Annotated in this window: 17 protein-coding genes; 8 read left to right on the top strand and 9 right to left on the bottom strand. The window is 62.3% G+C overall.

What is annotated here, in order from left to right; all coding sequences use genetic code 11:
- Window positions 1–44: 44 nt before the first annotated feature.
- Window positions 45–887, top strand: a complete 843-nt coding sequence (locus tag ACJO2E_RS15370; RefSeq protein ID WP_406964979.1) for a transporter substrate-binding domain-containing protein — start codon at window positions 45–47, stop codon at window positions 885–887.
- Here ACJO2E_RS15370 and ACJO2E_RS15365 read toward each other — a convergent pair.
- Complete coding sequence (locus tag ACJO2E_RS15365; RefSeq protein WP_406964978.1) at window positions 884–1,798, bottom strand: LysR family transcriptional regulator; 915 nt, start codon at window positions 1,796–1,798, stop codon at window positions 884–886. The genes ACJO2E_RS15370 and ACJO2E_RS15365 overlap by 4 nt on opposite strands.
- Before the next feature lie 113 nt (window positions 1,799–1,911).
- On the opposite strand from ACJO2E_RS15365, the gene ACJO2E_RS15360 reads away from it, so the two are divergent.
- The 4 genes from ACJO2E_RS15360 (at window position 1,912) to ACJO2E_RS15345 (ending at window position 4,360) form a co-directional block, all read left to right on the top strand.
- A complete protein-coding gene (locus ACJO2E_RS15360) occupies window positions 1,912–2,094 on the top strand; it encodes a DUF1127 domain-containing protein (protein WP_406964976.1) in 183 nt (60 codons plus the stop codon).
- Between the two features lie 19 nt (window positions 2,095–2,113).
- Window positions 2,114–2,806, top strand: a complete 693-nt coding sequence (locus ACJO2E_RS15355) for a glutathione S-transferase family protein (RefSeq protein ID WP_406964975.1) — start codon at window positions 2,114–2,116, stop codon at window positions 2,804–2,806.
- Between the two features lie 187 nt (window positions 2,807–2,993).
- The gene (locus tag ACJO2E_RS15350) at window positions 2,994–3,863 is read left to right on the top strand and encodes a M15 family metallopeptidase (RefSeq protein WP_406964974.1); all 870 of its coding nucleotides are present in this window, start codon (window positions 2,994–2,996) and stop codon (window positions 3,861–3,863) included.
- An 11-nt stretch (window positions 3,864–3,874) separates the two neighbouring features.
- A complete protein-coding gene (locus ACJO2E_RS15345; RefSeq protein ID WP_406964972.1) occupies window positions 3,875–4,360 on the top strand; it encodes a hypothetical protein in 486 nt (161 codons plus the stop codon).
- 80 nt (window positions 4,361–4,440) lie between these two features.
- Here ACJO2E_RS15345 and yghU read toward each other — a convergent pair whose 3' ends face one another.
- Both yghU and ACJO2E_RS15335 read right to left on the bottom strand, forming a co-directional pair.
- Window positions 4,441–5,313: a glutathione-dependent disulfide-bond oxidoreductase gene (gene yghU, locus ACJO2E_RS15340; protein ID WP_406964971.1), complete on the bottom strand. Its 873-nt coding sequence runs from the start codon at window positions 5,311–5,313 to the stop codon at window positions 4,441–4,443.
- A gap of 233 nt (window positions 5,314–5,546) precedes the next feature.
- Window positions 5,547–6,407, bottom strand: a complete 861-nt coding sequence (locus ACJO2E_RS15335; protein ID WP_406964970.1) for an alpha/beta fold hydrolase — start codon at window positions 6,405–6,407, stop codon at window positions 5,547–5,549.
- Between the two features lie 173 nt (window positions 6,408–6,580).
- Here ACJO2E_RS15335 and ACJO2E_RS15330 point away from each other — a divergent pair, with 173 nt between their 5' ends.
- Window positions 6,581–7,855, top strand: a complete 1,275-nt coding sequence (locus tag ACJO2E_RS15330) for an MCT family MFS transporter (protein ID WP_406964968.1) — start codon at window positions 6,581–6,583, stop codon at window positions 7,853–7,855.
- 110 nt (window positions 7,856–7,965) lie between these two features.
- On the opposite strand, the gene ACJO2E_RS15325 is transcribed toward ACJO2E_RS15330, so the two are convergent.
- The 3 genes from ACJO2E_RS15325 to ACJO2E_RS15315 are packed head-to-tail and all read right to left on the bottom strand — an operon-like array spanning window position 7,966 to window position 10,921.
- Window positions 7,966–9,489, bottom strand: a complete 1,524-nt coding sequence (locus ACJO2E_RS15325; protein ID WP_406964967.1) for a tripartite tricarboxylate transporter permease — start codon at window positions 9,487–9,489, stop codon at window positions 7,966–7,968.
- Window positions 9,489–9,944, bottom strand: coding sequence for a tripartite tricarboxylate transporter TctB family protein (locus tag ACJO2E_RS15320; RefSeq protein WP_406964966.1), 456 nt, complete (start codon window positions 9,942–9,944; stop codon window positions 9,489–9,491). Before ACJO2E_RS15320 ends, ACJO2E_RS15325 begins: the two co-directional genes overlap by 1 nt.
- A complete protein-coding gene (locus tag ACJO2E_RS15315) occupies window positions 9,944–10,921 on the bottom strand; it encodes a Bug family tripartite tricarboxylate transporter substrate binding protein (protein ID WP_406964965.1) in 978 nt (325 codons plus the stop codon). Before ACJO2E_RS15315 ends, ACJO2E_RS15320 begins: the two co-directional genes overlap by 1 nt.
- A 252-nt stretch (window positions 10,922–11,173) precedes the next feature.
- Here ACJO2E_RS15315 and ACJO2E_RS15310 point away from each other — a divergent pair, with 252 nt between their 5' ends.
- Window positions 11,174–12,817 (top strand): ATP-binding protein, encoded by a 1,644-nt coding sequence (locus ACJO2E_RS15310; RefSeq protein ID WP_406964964.1) that lies wholly within the window; start codon window positions 11,174–11,176, stop codon window positions 12,815–12,817.
- A 6-nt stretch (window positions 12,818–12,823) separates the two neighbouring features.
- A complete protein-coding gene (locus ACJO2E_RS15305) occupies window positions 12,824–13,522 on the top strand; it encodes a response regulator (RefSeq protein ID WP_406964963.1) in 699 nt (232 codons plus the stop codon).
- 12 nt (window positions 13,523–13,534) lie between these two features.
- On the opposite strand, the gene ACJO2E_RS15300 is transcribed toward ACJO2E_RS15305, so the two are convergent.
- From ACJO2E_RS15300 to ACJO2E_RS15290, 3 genes are all read right to left on the bottom strand, one after another.
- Window positions 13,535–13,771 (bottom strand): hypothetical protein, encoded by a 237-nt coding sequence (locus tag ACJO2E_RS15300; protein WP_406964962.1) that lies wholly within the window; start codon window positions 13,769–13,771, stop codon window positions 13,535–13,537.
- Between the two features lie 92 nt (window positions 13,772–13,863).
- Window positions 13,864–14,421 (bottom strand): Spy/CpxP family protein refolding chaperone, encoded by a 558-nt coding sequence (locus tag ACJO2E_RS15295; protein WP_406964961.1) that lies wholly within the window; start codon window positions 14,419–14,421, stop codon window positions 13,864–13,866.
- Between the two features lie 86 nt (window positions 14,422–14,507).
- Window positions 14,508–15,182 carry a YoaK family protein gene (locus ACJO2E_RS15290; RefSeq protein ID WP_406964960.1) on the bottom strand — a complete coding sequence of 225 codons (675 nt, stop codon included), beginning with the start codon at window positions 15,180–15,182 and terminating at the stop codon, window positions 14,508–14,510.
- Window positions 15,183–15,221: the final 39 nt, after the last annotated feature.

Genomic DNA, 15,221 nt, shown 5'->3' with positions numbered 1-15,221 from the left:
TAGCATGTGTCGATTCGCCTCCGGCGCGTAAACATAGGTGTGTTGTGAAGTCTCCTGTTTACCATAGCCGTCGTGCCCGCTGCTGGCCGACCCTGTTCACATTCCTGTTGGTGCTGGCCTGGGGACCGACCCATGCCGCCCCCTCCGTGGTTCTGACCCTGGGCGACCTGAACGATTTCGACTACCTGTCGGACCTGCTCACCCGGGTACTGGAGCAGGAAGGTTACCAGGTCACCGTGGAGCAGGCGCCCAACATGCCCAACAATCGCCTGGAATGGATGCTGAAGCAAGGCGATATCAGCGTGATGATGCTGGGTCAGACGGCAAGCCGGGACCGTCGCTTCCTGCCCATTGAGGTAGGCATGACCAACAACCTGATCGGCCAGCGTATCCTGTTTATCCCCCAGGGCGAGCAGGACCGGTACGACGGTATCGAAAACCTGGACGATATCCGGGAGCGCCAGCTCACCGCCGGCATGGGCAAGACCTGGCTGGATTACCAGATATGGGAACATAACGATCTGCCGGTCACCGGCCTGGGCGGAGACTGGAAGCGCCTGTTCCGCATGGTCGCCGCCGGCAACCGGGGCGTCGACTACCTGCCCCGGGGCGCCAACGAAATCGCCGAGGAATGGCCCGAATACCCGGAACTGGCGGTGGAGGAGAACCTTGTCCTGGTCTACCGCAAGGACCATATCCTCTATGTCTCTCCAGAGCGCCAGGAACTGTACCGGACCCTGAACACCGCGCTACGTCGGGCGGAATCGGCGGGGCTGATCCGCCAACTGGTGCGCAAGCACTATTCCGAGGTGTACCAGCCCCCCGTTGACCTGGATGCGCGACGGGTGATTCACCTGGAACTGCCGCCAGGAACCGAACCTCTCTAAACGCCCTGGCGATCCACCGCAAACACCTGTTCCCGGACCAGCCGCCCCAGCCGATCAACCGGCGAACCCGCCCCATGCTGGTTGGCCAGCGTGCAGAAACTCAGCCGCGACCGGAACATGGGGCGCTCCAGCACCGTGACCTGACCACGGGCCTGCCAGTCACGGGCCAGCGCCCCTTCTACCACCCCGTAGCCAAGCCCGGCGGACACCATGGCCAGCGCGGTGTGTTCGTCCTCCGACGTGGCCACCCGGCGTCCACCAGATCCGCCCTTGGCCAGCAGCTTCTGTAGCAGTCCGTGGAAAGGGCAGGTATCCGACGGCCAGATCCAGGGCAGGTTGGCAATGTCGTCAGCGGCGTCCGGAAAGGCATCGGCGGCTACGCTGGCCGGCGCCACCACACAGACCTCGATATCCATCAGTGGTGCCAGTGACAGTCGTCGGTCCGACCAGTCTCCATAGACGAAACCGCAATCCATTTCGCCATGGAGTACCTGGTGAACGATCGTGTTTGAGGTGCTGGTGCGCAACTCCAGGGAAATCTCCGGCAGGTCGCTGGCGCACTGGCGGATCAGCCGGTCCACTCCCAGCTTTTCCGGCGGGGCATTGATGCCCAGGGATAGCGACACCGGTCGCGCCTGTCCAAGCTGGCCCGCCAGCTCGGCCATTTCCCGGACGCCCGCCAGAGCCTTGCGGGCCGGTGGCAGCAGCAATTCGCCTTCCCGGGTCAGTGTCATGCCCTGACGGGTGCGTTCGAACAGCGTCACCAGCAGGGTTTCCTCCAGTTGCCGCAAGTGCTCACTGACCGCCGATGGGGTGGTGTGCCGGCGCCGTGCGGCCCGGGTCAGGTTGCCTTCCTCCGCCACCAGTACGAACGACCGTAGCCGGTCGAGCTTGAGATTATTCATGTTCATGATTTACGAACGCTCCGTTGCCGAAATACTGATGGACCGGACTCCCGACCGTCGCCTAATGTGGCACTGAAGCCGGCTTCCACCTTAACCCGGACGTCCATTGGGAGGGAAGCATGACCATGACACTTCACCAGAAACTGAACGCCACACTCCACCAATGGTGGCAACGGAGCCGCTATCGGGCCGCCCTCAGGATCCGCCTGCGCGACATGGACCAGGCGCTGGTGGAAAAGGACATCGGAGTCCCCCGGGGCACCCTGTGCCGCGAGGCCCACAAGCCCTTCTGGCGCCCATGACCCGACAAGGAGCACGACAATGAAAACCCTGTACATCGCCAACCGGAACTACTCATCCTGGTCCCTGCGGCCCTGGCTCATGATGCGGGAACTGGGCCTGGACTTTCACGAACACCTGATTCCGTTTGGCCAGCAGGAAGCCTGGCAGGAGTATCGAGGCCTTGGCGGCAGCGGCAAGGTGCCCATGCTGGTGGACGGCAGCCGGATGGCCTGGGATTCCCTGGCCATCCTGGAAACCCTGGCGGAAGACCACGCCGGGGTCTGGCCTGAAGACAGCGACGCCCGGGCCTGGGCACGCAGCGCCTGTGCCGAGATGCATTCGGGGTTCGCCGCCCTGAGGGACATCTGCACCATGAATGTCGGTGTCACCGTGCACCTCAACAGGATGCCCGAGCCACTGGAACGGGACATCGAACGGGTCATTGCCCTGTGGCAACAGGGGCTGGCCAGCTTCGGCGGCCCCTTCCTGGCGGGCGACAGGTTCACGGGCGTGGATGCCTTCTTCGCGCCGGTGGTGTTCCGGTTCCGGGGTTATCAGCTCAAGGCCCCCGAGAACTGTCAGCAATACCTGCAACGGATGCTGTCATTGCCCGGCATGGAGGAATGGGAGAGGCTGGCCCTGGAAGAGCCCTGGCGGGATGCGGCCCATGAAAACGATCTCACCCGTTATGGCCATATCGTCGAAGACCGACGAAAGCCAGCCAACAGGTGAAGCCACTCAGTACGGTCCGTTAAACCTAATTTTACGGACCGTATTGTCAGTGCAGAACACGCGTGTCTTCAGGTTTTCCAAAGGGCCCACAAACCTGAACTCCCCGCAATAGTTTCCCATGGCGATTTCAAGTATGTTTAACGTGCAATTGTCAACGGAATGACTCACTAACAGACAAGGAGTGCAAATGGCACAGCAACACCGTTATGGCGGTTATAACTTCACCTCTGGAGATTCTGATTCGGATCGACGATGGGACGGGGCCCGGCGCACATCAGCCGGGAATCACGTCGCAAGGCTGCAAACTGATCTGGCGGAACTGGGGACATACTCCGGTGATATCGATGGCGAATTTGGCCCCAAGACCAGGCGCAGCCTCCGGATGTTTTCCTGGAATGCAAAGAGTCATTCCCAGCGTGTCGCCAACCAATCTGTAGTACAGGATACCCATCGGTTCAATGGATCACTTTCCTCCTCTCTGAATCCCTTGCTCTGTGAGGAGATATCGCGTTGGCTGAAGAGCGATTTCAGAACAACCGGTGATCTCATTCGAGTTCAAGCGGCCGATTTTGCAAACATCGAACTATCATCAGGTTTCCGCGTTCTTTCCCACAAAGCGGTTCAGCAGGGAGAGATCGTTATATCGCTGGGATTCCTGGAATCGCTTAAGTTTGCTGATCAGACCGCTGGCACACTCTCAGTCAAACTATTCCTCAATCAGGCTTTTCGGGTAAACGGAAATGCTGTGTCAGGTGCCGTGGTGCCACCGGCAACAAAATCCCAACATCTTATCGGGCATGCCATTGACTGCAATATTGTCGACGGTGGCTCCTGGAATACCTCCAGCGATTTCAGGAATGGTAATGAAACACAGGCGGCAACTCAGTTTATTGATGCCATGACCAAACACGGATTGCGCTGGGGAGGCAATTTCAGTCGCCCGGACACACCCCACTTTGACAAACGGGTTAATCCCGATAGCGACGACTACGACTTCAAGTTTGCTTTTAACCAACTCTCGATTTCCCGCAACCAGCCGATTCTGTTGAAAAAATGATGGTTCCGACAATGAAAAAGTTCATGCAACTGGTGGCGGCGCTCGCCGTATTACCATGGTTCAGTCCAATGGGTGCATTGGCGGAAGGGTTCGCCGATGTTGAAAAAACCTGGCAGGAAGGGCAGCCGGTAATGATTGTTATCGCGCCGGACGAGCAAACCCCTCAGGAAACTTACGGAGACTGGTCGTACTATCTGAATGAATTCGAAGCCGATGATCAGGCTGATTTCATCTCCATCTTCCCGATATCCTCTGAAAACGCCGAAGCCATCCCTGCTCGTTATAACGGCGAATACTCGGTTCTGGCCTTTCAAAAAGAGGGCCCCGCCTACTTTTACGAGGGGCCGATCGTAGAACCACAGGTATACGAATACCTTCGAGCGACGTTTGCCCGGGAGGAGGTTCCGGCGCATATCGAACCGTTCGCCCCGGAGCCCGTCAAGATCCGGTTCGAGAGGGGTTCACTGGTGATTGAGGACTGTGCGCAAAAGCAGTGACCGAGTATCACGGGCCTGCGATAGTAGCACCGGACGGAGCGGAACCCTGCTCCATCCGGCGATGGGACCTGCCCGACGGGCTATTCCGCTGTATCGAGCTTGTCCTGGGTCTTCAGCTCAAAGTCGCTGGCATCATGGCGCTCAGGTAGCTGACCGGCGGGATCGCCCCAGACCCGGTTGACCATCTGGCCGCGCTTCAGGCCCGGGCGCTGCTGAAGCTCCTTGCTCCAGCGGATCACGTTGGTGTAGGTATGGGCCTCGATGAATTCCTGGGCATCGTAGATGGTGCCGGTCACCAGTTGGCCGTACCAGGGCCAGATTGCCATATCGGCGATGGTGTATTCATCCCCGGCCACATACCGATTGTTGGCCAGTTGCCGGTCCAGTACGTCCAGTTGGCGCTTCACCTCCATGGTGTAACGGTCGATGGGATACTGGAATTTCTCCGGGGCGTAGGCATAGAAGTGCCCGAAACCACCCCCCAGGAACGGGGCGCTGCCCATCTGCCAGAACAGCCAGTTCAGGGTCTCCGTACGCCCGGCGATGTCCTTCGGCAGGAAGGCGCCGAACTTTTCGGCCAGGTACAGCATCATGGAGCCGGATTCGAACAGCCGCAGGGGCGGATCCTGGCTGTGGTCCACCATGGCCGGGATCTTGGAGTTGGGGTTCACCTCCACGAAGCCGCTGCCAAACTGGTCGCCATCCATGATCTTCACCAGCCAGGCGTCGTATTCCGCTTCCCTGATGCCCTTCTCCAGCAGTTCCTCCAGCAGGATGGTCACCTTGGCGCCGTTGGGCGTGGCCAGGGAGTACAGCTGGATCGGATGCTTGCCAACCGGCAGTTCCTTGTCATGGGTAGGACCGGCGATGGGGCGATTAACGCTGGTGAACTTGCCGCCGTCCTGCTGCTCCCATTTCCAGACTTTCGGGGGGGTATAGGTATCGTCAGACATTCACGGATCCTTTGTTGGTGTAACCGGAGGTAATGGTGGTGGGCCTTCCTGGCAGGCTATCCTGTTGTTGCACCACGGGGAGAACGTGCTGACTCATATCCTATAGGACGTGGATGACAAAGAGAACATACCGGATAAGGGCCCGCGCCGTGACAAAACCGGCACAGGTACCCAGCGCCTGCAGGACGCAGGCAACGATCAGCAGAGTAGCGGAGTCCGCCAGGGTTATGCGTTCATGATCCGACCTCCTCTGCCACGGTCCGACTGACCGGCAGGTACCGCCCCAGGAGTTCCAGACCAAGCTCAATCACCGCGCGATCGCTGATCACCCGACGATGCCCCAGTCCGGAAACGACGTGCAAGGTCGCCCCGGTCCAGGCGGCGTGAAGCTGCTGGCTTTCCTGGACGGGCACTTCGCGGTCGTCCGCGTCATGGACAATCAACGCCGGGTGACGAAACCCTTGGGCCAGCCGGGTCAGCTCCATCTCTTCCACTGACATGCCGGTTTCCGCTTCCATGAGGGTAATCAGACGATCCCGCTGCTCCGTATCCAGCCCGGCCATAGCGGCGGTCCGGTACAGCACCCCTCTGAGGGAGCTGGGGCCGGCAACATGAATGCTGGCGCGAACCTCAAGACCATGGGCAAAGGCGTACAGCAGTGCCGGCGACCCCATGGAATGCCCGATTGCCGCCTCCACCGGACCGGCAGTTTCCACGACGCGGAGCACCGCCTGTCCCAGGTCCACCACATTGGAGCGACCGCCTTCGGACTCCCCGTGGCCGGTCCCGTCGAACGCCAATACCTGGTAACCCGCTGCCAGCAGGGTCTGGATATAGTGGCCCAGATGACTCGCCCGGCTGTTCCAGCCGTGAACCAGCAGGACCCTGGGGCCTTCATGCCCCCATTGCCAGACCGCCAGTCTGTTGTCGCCGTGCCGTACCCGTAAGCTGACCGCTCCGGCCAGCAGCGCCTGTTCCTCCCCGGTGGCCGGAACCCGCTGCGGCGTCATCAAGGCCTGGAAAACCTCATCGGCCTGATGACCACTTCCGGTCCGGGGTGTCGGTTGTTCAGTGGCGGTTCTTTCAGCATTCATGACGTTTTCTCCATTTGATTACGACCATCATATGATGACTATCATCTATTCGGAGATCGCTGTCAATGGCCTGTTTCAGGCAAGAGCAGGAAGCGGGGTTGCACAATCCGTAAGCGCGGACGAAGATAAGCCTATAAAAACAACAGTAACCTACTCATCAGGATGACCCGGTCATGACCTCTCCAGACGATACCCGCCGCACCACCCGGCCCCTGCATAACGATACCCCAGGCCGTCAGCCCCTGTTCTATGGCTGGTACGTGGTGGCCGCAGCCTTTGCCGTGACCTTTGTGGGCTTCGGTGCCGCCTACAGTTTCAGCGCCTTCGTGGATGCCCTGCAGCAGGAGTTCAATGCGTCCCGCGGGGCCGTGTCGCTGGTGTTCTCGTTGGCGGGATTCCTCTATTTCGGCCTTGGTGTGGTCACCGGGCCCCTGGCTGACCGGTTTGGCTCCCGGCCGATGGCCATCATCGGGATGGTGCTGGTGGCGAGCGGCCTGGTGCTGGCCGGTTTCGCCCAGAGTCTGCTCCAGGTCTACCTGGCCTATGGCCTGGGTGTCGGTCTCGGGGTGGGCTTCGCCTACGTGCCATCGGTGGGCACCGTGCAGCGCTGGTTCGCGCGCCGTCGGGGTTTTGCCTCCGGTCTGGCAGTGAGCGGGATCGGCTTCGGCACCCTGATCATGCCCCTGCTGGCGGCCCTGCTGATTGGCACCCTGGGCTGGCGCAGCGCCTACATTTCCCTCGGCGTTCTCTCTGCCGTGCTGGGCATCAGCATGGCCCTGCTGATCGTGAATGATCCCCGCAGCCGCGGCCTGGGGCCGGATGGCGGGCCACCGCTTCAGCCCGCCCCGTCCGGCGTTTCCGAGGGCATCGAGCTGAAACAGGCGATACGCAGCCGCCCCTTCCTGACCCTGTACTTTGCCGGGTTGATTGCCTCCTTCGGCCTGTTCGTACCCTTTGTCCACCTGGTGCCCTTTGCCACGGACCAGGGCATGAGCGCGGGCGAAGGCGCCTTTTTGCTGGGCATGGTGGGAGTCGGCAGTACCATCGGGCGTTTCCTGCTGGGCAATGTGGCCGACCTGATCGGACGCCGTACCGCGCTGATCCTGGCCTTTGCCGGCATGGCGGCGACCCTGGTGATCTGGGCGGTCTCCGTCAGCCTGGTGCCGCTGGCGATCTTCGGGCTGACGTTCGGCACCTTCTACGGTGGTTTCGTCGCCCTGATGCCGGCACTGGTGATGGATTATTTCGGTGGCCGCCACGTCAGCGGCATCATCGGTGTGCTCTACACCAGCGTTGCCCTGGGCACCCTGGTGGGTCCGACGGCAGCGGGGTACGCCTATGACCTGAGCCAGGACTACACGCTGGCCATTGTGGGCAGCATCGCCGTCAACCTGGCGGCGGCCATGGCCGTCGCTACCCTTGGCAAGCCCGAAGTTGCCGCGAAATAGTCGGTGGGGAAGCTGAACGCCAGCCAGAAAAAAGGGGTACCAGGCTTTACCTGATACCCCAAAAGGCAACGATGACTAACGTTGCTGGTCGCTGAAAAGCGTGTGTGGCCTCAGTCCGAGACCGGTACCTCCTTCATTGCGGAGTTCATGCGCCGCCGCAGCAATGGGCCGACAATGTAGGGCAGGATCAGCCCCAGGCCGGCGAATACCCACAGGCCGACGGCCAGGCCGCTGTCCCACAGGGTGGTCCAGTCGCCGTCGGACAGGTCCAGCGCATGGCGCAGGTTCTTCTCCATCTCCGGGCCCAACAGCAGGCCGAGGATGATCGGCACCAGCGGAATCTCCAGCTTGCGGAAGACATAGCCCGCCACGCCGAAGGCCACCATGAAGTAGAGGTCGAAGGTGGTGTTGCTGATGGAATAGATCCCCACGAAGGCGACCATGGTCACCACCGGCAGCAAGTACTTGGGCGGCACCGACAGCAGCCGCACGAAGATGCCCACCAGCGGGATATTGAGCACCAGCAGCAGGAAGTTGCCGATCAGCAGCGCCGCGATCACGCCCCAGACAATGTCCGCGTTCTGGGTGAACATCAGCGGTCCGGGGGTGATGTTCAGGGAAATCAGCAGCGCCAGCAGCACCGCCGTCGTGCCGCTGCCGGGCACACCCAGGGTCAGCATGGGCACCAGGGCACCGCTGGAGGCGCCGTTGTTGCCCGCCTCGGGGCCGGCCACGCCGCGGGGGTCGCCCTCGCCGAAGTAGCCTTTCTTGCCCACCACCTTCTTTTCCAGGGTGTAGCCGATAAAGCTGCCCAGGGACGCGCCGGCACCGGGGAGCACGCCGGCAATGAAGCCCAGGATACCGCCACGAACACTGGACGGCATGATCTCGCGGATATCCTTCCAGGACAGCTTGAGCTTGTTCACCGCCATCTTCGCCTTGCCGCCGCCGGCCTTGTCCTCGATAAAGAACATCAGCTCGGAGATGGCGAACAGGCCCACGATGGCGATGATGAAGTCCACGCCCTCGTAGAGTTCCAGCGTGCCGAAGGTGAACCGCTGCACCCCGGTGTTGTCCATGCCCACGGTGGCAATCATCAGGCCGATACAGGCCGCCACCACGGTCTTCATGGGATTCTTGCCGGTGATCCCACCGAGGGTGGCAAAGGCCAGCAAAAACAGCGCGAAGTACTCCGCCGGCCCGAAGGTCAGCGCGAACTTCGCCAGCAGAGGGGCCAGCAGGATCAGGCCAATGGTGGCGATCAGGCTGCCCATGAAGGAGGCAATGGCGGAAATGGCCAGCGCCTCGGCGGCCTTGCCCTTCTGGGCCATGGGGTAGCCGTCCAGGCAGGTCATCATGGCCGGTTCGTCACCGGGAATATTCAGCAGGATCGACGAGATACGCCCGCCGTACATGGCCCCGGCGTAGACCGCCGTCAGCATGATCAATGCGGTTTCCGGCGCCAGCCCGAGGGTGAAGGCCAGCGGGATCAGGATGGCCACGCCATTGGCGGGGCCCAGGCCCGGCAGCGCACCGATCAGGGTACCCAGGAACGCCCCCAGCAGGGCGAACATCAGGTTCTCCGGCGCCAGCGCGACGGCAAAGCCGTCCATCAGGAATCCGAGGGTTTCCATCAGTTCACCTCCAGGATCGCCAGCAGGCCGGAAGGCAGTGCCAGATCAAGGGCAAAGGTAAAGACCAGGAACACCACCACGCCGGCAATGCCCCCGGTGGTAAAGGCATTGCGGGGCCGGGCGCCCATGCGCCAGCACAGGGTGCCCACCGCCAGCAGCGTGCTGATGATGAAGCCCAGCGGCTGCAGCAGCGCGGCGTAGAGCACCAGCACCACCACCGCAATCACCAGTTCCACCCCGGTACGGCTCCAGGGCCAGGCGTTGTCCGGGTCCGGCCGCACCACCATGTAGAGGCTGGACAGCCCCAGCACCACGGCCAGCACCAGCGGGAAGGTGTCGGGCCCGACGGCTTCGGAGCCGCCAAACGGTTCCGGCAGTTGCAGAGCGCCCCAGCCGTAGGCCACGGCCAGGACGATCATGACAACGCCGAAGATTCGATCGTTGAAGCCAGCCATCACCGCACCAGCCCTATTTCCCGGGACAGGTCCTCGATGTCCTGGATCTGCGTCTTCACGTAGCGTTCGAATTCGCCAGCACTCATATGGAACGGCATCAGGCCGTTCTGGCGCATCACCGCCTTCCACTCATCGCTCTGGTAGATGGTGTCCATGGCGTCGATCCAGTACTGCTGTGCCTCGTCGGAGATGTCCGCCGGCATATAGAAACCGCGCCAGTTGGCACCCAGGGCATCGATACCCTGCTCGCGGGCGGTGGGGATATGGGCGTAGTCGCCGGGCAGGCGTTCCTCGGACAGCACGGCAAGTACCCGCAGGTCGCCGGAATCCATAAAGCCCTGGGCCTCGGTGATGTCGCCGGTGAAGGCGTCCACGTGGCCACCCACCACCTGGGTCATGGCCTCGCCACCGTTGTTGTAGGACAGGTAGGGAATGCGCGGCAGGGCCTCCACTCCCGCTTCCTTCGCGGCAATCAGCACCTTGAGATGGTCCCAGCCACCCTTGGCGCTGCCGCCGGCAAACTTCACGCTGCGCGGGTCCTCCTCAAGGGCCGCCATCAGCGATGGCAGGTCCTGGTAGGGCGAGTCCTTGGCCACGGCGATGATGCCGTAGTCGGCACCCAGGGCACCGATCCAGTTCACCATGTCGGCGTTCACGCCCGGGAACTGCCCCTGGGCCAGGCGGGTGGTGGTGGCGGTGGAGGCGGCTACCAGCACCTGCTCCTCTCCGTTGCGCTTGCTGACGGTATGGGCGAAAGCCACGCCGCCGCCGGCACCGGCCATGTTGATGGTCTGCACACTGCGGGGAACCAGATCGAGATCTTCCATCACCTTGCCGACGCTGCGGCAGGTGAAATCCCAGCCGCCACCGGGATCGGCGGGGGCAATGCATTCGACTTTTCCGGAAGGTTCCCAGGCAAGGGCAGACAGGCTGAACGTGGCCACGGCCACGAATGACAGGCATCGTTTGATAAGCATCGTTGGCACCTCAATCTTGTTGTTGTGCCTTCCCGGGGCATGACTCCCTGTGAGTCGTGCCTCTGGCGTCAGGCGTGACAACCGGGGGAAGGCTCAAGGCGCAGGTTACGAATCGGTGACGGAACGATGAAGTTTGTGGGCGTAATGCCTTTAAAGAACTTAACGGGTGTTTTGTGCATATTGTTCACGGGCAAAACCCCCGTTCCTGACGTACCCTTTCTCCCAATACCGAATAACAAACGTTGTCAGTGAATGCCGTTCGCCTACCGCAAGCTCAAACTGAAAACCCGGATGATCCTCGTGCTGGGACTGGTCAGCGCCCTGCAGACCGGCCTGATCGGCGGTTTTGCCGGCTACTACCTGAGTGAATCCCTGTACGACGAGATCGGCCAGCGGGCGCTGATGGTCTCCAAGACCGTGGCGGCCATGCCGGCGGTGATTGAGGGCGTGCGTGAGCGGGATTCCAGCGCACTGGTCACCCTGACGGATCGACTGACGGAGACCAACCAGGCCCTGTTCATCGTGATCGGCGACCACAACGCCATCCGCCTGGCCCATCCCGACCCCACGCGTATCGGTCATTCCATGGCGGATGACGACGGTGACCGGGGTACCCTGGCACTGGAACAGGGGCAGGCGTATGTTGCCAGGGCCCGGGGCAGCCTGGGCGAGTCCATGCGGGGCAAGTCGCCGATTGTGGACCCGGCCAACGGCGAGATTATCGGCATCGTGTCGGTGGGCTATTCCCTGGAGCAGGTGTTCTCCGTGATCCGCCGCTACAACCTGGTGCTCTACACGGTGATGGGGTTGATGCTGGTGGGCAGCGTGCTGGCCGCCATGGTGATTGCCGGGCGCTTCAAGCGGGCCATCTTCGGCCTGGAGCCGGAGGAGATCGCCGGCCTGTTCCAGGAACGGGACGCCACCCTGCAGTCGGTGCGGGAAGGCATTATCGCCATCAACCGCGACGGCATCATCACCACCTTTAACCGCACCGCCATCAAAACCCTGGGGCTGGACCCGGACACCCGACTGGCGGGCCAACCCATTGGCGATATCCTGCCGGACAACAACCTGATGGCAGCGCTGGAAACCGGCGAGTCCGCCTTCGACCAGGAAGTGTGGCTCAAGGGCCGGCAGATGATCGTCAACCGGCTGCCGGTGCGACAGGGGGACGAAATTATTGGCGTAGTGGCCAGTTTCCGGCTGCGGGACGAGCTGGACCAGGTCAGCCGCCAGCTCACCCGCATCCAGCAGTACGCGGACACACTGCGCAGCCAGACCCATGAGTACTCCAATAAGCTGCACACCATTGCCGGGCTGATCCAGATTGGCGCCAACGACGAGGCCCTGGCGCTGATTGGCAGCGAAGTGAGTGATCACCAGGCCCTGATCCACCTGTTGCTGGAAGCGGTACCGGACCCGGTGCTGGCCGGCTGCCTGCTGGGCAAGTACAACCGCGCCCGGGAGATGGGCCTGCGCCTGGTGATCGACCCGGACAGCCAGATGGCGGACGTGCCCGACAGCCTGCCCCGGGACCAGCTGGTCAGTGCCCTGGGCAACCTGATCGACAACGCCCTGGAAGCCACCCGCCAGCACCGGGGCGAAGGTGGCATCGTGCACCTGAGCATGACCGACCTGGGCCATGACCTGATCTTTGAAGTGGAGGACCAGGGGCCAGGCGTTCCCGCCAACCAGCAGGACCGGATCTTCGAACGCGGCGTCAGTGGCAAGGGTGACGGCGACCGCGGCATAGGCCTGTACCTGGTGCGCCAGTTCGTGGACCGCTGGGGCGGCTCGGTGACGGTGGAGTCGCTGCAGCCGTCCGGCAGCCGGTTTACACTGTACCTGTCAAAGGTGCCCGAATCCGACCCGAACCGCCGGATGCAGCGAGGTTAACGCCGTTTGAACACCATTCGCCTGTTGATTGTTGAAGACGATACCCAGATTGCCGAGATCCAGCGGCGTTTTGTGGAACGCATGGACGGCGTGGAACTGTGCGGACTGGCCCACACCCTCGCCGACGCCCGGGACCAGATCGACGTGCTGCGCCCGGACCTGGTGTTGCTGGATGTGTACTTCCCGGATGGCAATGGCCTGGAACTGCTGCGGGAACTGCGGGCCAGCGACAGCCCCAGCGATGTCATCCTGATTACCGCCGCCAAGGAAGTGGATACCCTGCGCAGCGCCCTGCGGGGTGGCGTGTTCGACTATATCCTCAAGCCGCTGGTGTTCGAGCGCCTGCAGGCGGCGATCCAGCGTTATCGCGAGCACCGGGAGACCCTGGACAGCCTGGGTGATGTCGCCCAGAAGGAAGTGGACGCCCTGCTGCCCCGCACGCCGCCGGAATCCGCCGGGGAGCCCGCCGCCCCCCGCCTGCCCAAGGGCATCGACGCCCTCACCCTGGACAAGATCCGCGAGGTGGTCCGCACCAACGGGGACTGGAGCGCGGAAGCCGTGGGCCAGGAGATCGGCGCCTCACGCACCACTGCCCGCCGCTATCTGGAATACCTGGTGAGTACCGATGAACTGACGGCGGAAGTCACCTACGGCACCGTCGGGCGGCCCGAACGCCGCTACCGCCTGGCCCCGGGCACGGAGTAGACCGGACCATTTTCAGGTCCCGTCACCCTTCACGCCCAGGCGGTCCAGGTACAGGTGCAGCTCCTGCTCGGTGATATTGATGTACTCCACCACCCGACCGTAGAGCATGACGGTGGGCACATTGCGCCCGCCAAGCTCCTTCTGGGTCTCGCTCAGTACGTACAGGATCAGCCGCTCGGTACGGGTCAGCCCGTCACGGACGTCGGGGATGGCCTCCTCGATCAGGCGCTGGTGCTCGCGGTCGTTCATCAATGTGTCCCTCTGCTACCGACTGACCCCATTTGATCATCATTTCCCGATACCCGAGGGACACCGACGCAGCAGCAACAGGCCCATTGCCACTAATGTCCCTGATGGTGGCCATGCCCGCCCTGGTGCGGGTCGCCATCGACATAGCCCCGCAGCACGCTGTACCGGGCGACCTGGTGGTCATCCAGCAGGCCGGTCAGCTCAAGGTGGGCCTTCAGGTGAACCACCCGCAGTTGGGATTCGATGCGGGCGATGTCCGCGACCCGTTCCGACAACGTCGATTCGTCAACGCTACGGTCTCCGAACGCACGATCCAGGGCGCTTTCCGCCGCCACCAGCTCCGCGCCCAGCGCCTGGGCCGATGCCTGCATGCGGTCAAAAATGGCCTGGGTGCGTTCCCGTTGTGACGGCGTCAGGTTCAGTTTGTCGCCCAGTTCCAGGACATGGGCCGCCCCGGGGTAGCCATTGAGTTCCGCTGCCTTCGCGTAGCCCATGCCCTTGCCGCCCAGCAGGTCAGCGACCTCCGTTTCCGACAGCGCCTTGATCGCCCGATGCTCCTGCCCGGCGTAGTCCGACTTTTCTGCCGCCAACGCTGCCGGGCTCGTCAGTGCCAGCAACAGGATCGACACGGTGATGACATTGTTGTTCATGGGAAATCCTCCTTCGGCTTTATGAGCACGCACAACCTGGCAAGTTCCCGTGCGATGGTAGATCAGGCGACTGCAAGGCCATCGAGTTACTGGTCAGGCGCCTGCCGATACCTGGCCGAGTAGAGCCGATAGCAGCCTGCCAGCACCAGGCACACCGTGCCGGGCACCAGCAGGGATTTAAACTTCAGAGCCTCAAACAGCATGGCTCCCAGAGTACCCCCTGCAATAAATCCGGAGATAATGATCAGGAACAGCAATGCCTTGCGCCGATCAAAACCCTCCCCTCTCAGGAAAGCCCCCAGCATGATGCCCAGATCCGTGAAGATCCCGGTCAGGTGGGTGGTGCGCACCACAGCGCCGCTATACTGGGTGGCCATGGCATTCTGGAGGCCACAGGCCGCCGAGGCCGCGAACATGCCGTAGAAGGAGCCCCCGGACAGCAGATAGAACGCCCCGAAGAGCAGCAGCGACTCCACCACCAGCGCCGTGTCGTAATGTTGCCCCAGCCTCAGGGTACTGCCATGGAGCAGATAGCCTGACAACGAGGCGCCCAGGAAGAACGCGAACAGCACCCCGGCGAGGTGCAGGCTGACGGTGGCCGGGTTCCCCAACACCGAGGTACCCAGCAGGGTGGCCGTGCCGGACAGATGGGACACCGACTGATGCTCAAAGCCCAGCAGACCAATCGCATTGATACACCCAGCCACCAGGGCCAGCACAAAGGCCCCATACTCAATCCATTTTGGAAGTCTTGATATCAAATCAGTTACCCGCTGAACTGCCACCAACGCCTGTATCGC

This window comes from Marinobacter shunpengi (assembly GCF_045449695.1).
In the GTDB taxonomy this organism is placed as follows: Bacteria; Pseudomonadota; Gammaproteobacteria; order Pseudomonadales; family Oleiphilaceae; genus Marinobacter.
Note: the sequence above shows the minus strand (reverse complement) of the source record. Positions and strands in the feature narration are given on the sequence as shown.

Bases quoted from the DNA above. Each gene is read 5' to 3' on its own strand.
- ACJO2E_RS15365 (WP_406964978.1), bottom strand. From the start codon at position 1,798: ATGAACATGAATAATCTCAAGCTCGACCGGCTACGGTCGTTCGTACTG.
- ACJO2E_RS15360 (WP_406964976.1), top strand. From the start codon at position 1,912: ATGACCATGACACTTCACCAGAAACTGAACGCCACACTCCACCAATGG.
- ACJO2E_RS15355 (WP_406964975.1), top strand. From the start codon at position 2,114: ATGAAAACCCTGTACATCGCCAACCGGAACTACTCATCCTGGTCCCTG.
- ACJO2E_RS15350 (WP_406964974.1), top strand. From the start codon at position 2,994: ATGGCACAGCAACACCGTTATGGCGGTTATAACTTCACCTCTGGAGAT.
- ACJO2E_RS15345 (WP_406964972.1), top strand. From the start codon at position 3,875: ATGAAAAAGTTCATGCAACTGGTGGCGGCGCTCGCCGTATTACCATGG.
- yghU (WP_406964971.1), bottom strand. From the start codon at position 5,313: ATGTCTGACGATACCTATACCCCCCCGAAAGTCTGGAAATGGGAGCAG.
- ACJO2E_RS15335 (WP_406964970.1), bottom strand. From the start codon at position 6,407: ATGAATGCTGAAAGAACCGCCACTGAACAACCGACACCCCGGACCGGA.
- ACJO2E_RS15330 (WP_406964968.1), top strand. From the start codon at position 6,581: ATGACCTCTCCAGACGATACCCGCCGCACCACCCGGCCCCTGCATAAC.
- ACJO2E_RS15325 (WP_406964967.1), bottom strand. From the start codon at position 9,489: ATGGAAACCCTCGGATTCCTGATGGACGGCTTTGCCGTCGCGCTGGCG.
- ACJO2E_RS15320 (WP_406964966.1), bottom strand. From the start codon at position 9,944: ATGGCTGGCTTCAACGATCGAATCTTCGGCGTTGTCATGATCGTCCTG.
- ACJO2E_RS15315 (WP_406964965.1), bottom strand. From the start codon at position 10,921: ATGCTTATCAAACGATGCCTGTCATTCGTGGCCGTGGCCACGTTCAGC.
- ACJO2E_RS15310 (WP_406964964.1), top strand. From the start codon at position 11,174: ATGCCGTTCGCCTACCGCAAGCTCAAACTGAAAACCCGGATGATCCTC.
- ACJO2E_RS15300 (WP_406964962.1), bottom strand. From the start codon at position 13,771: ATGAACGACCGCGAGCACCAGCGCCTGATCGAGGAGGCCATCCCCGAC.
- ACJO2E_RS15295 (WP_406964961.1), bottom strand. From the start codon at position 14,421: ATGAACAACAATGTCATCACCGTGTCGATCCTGTTGCTGGCACTGACG.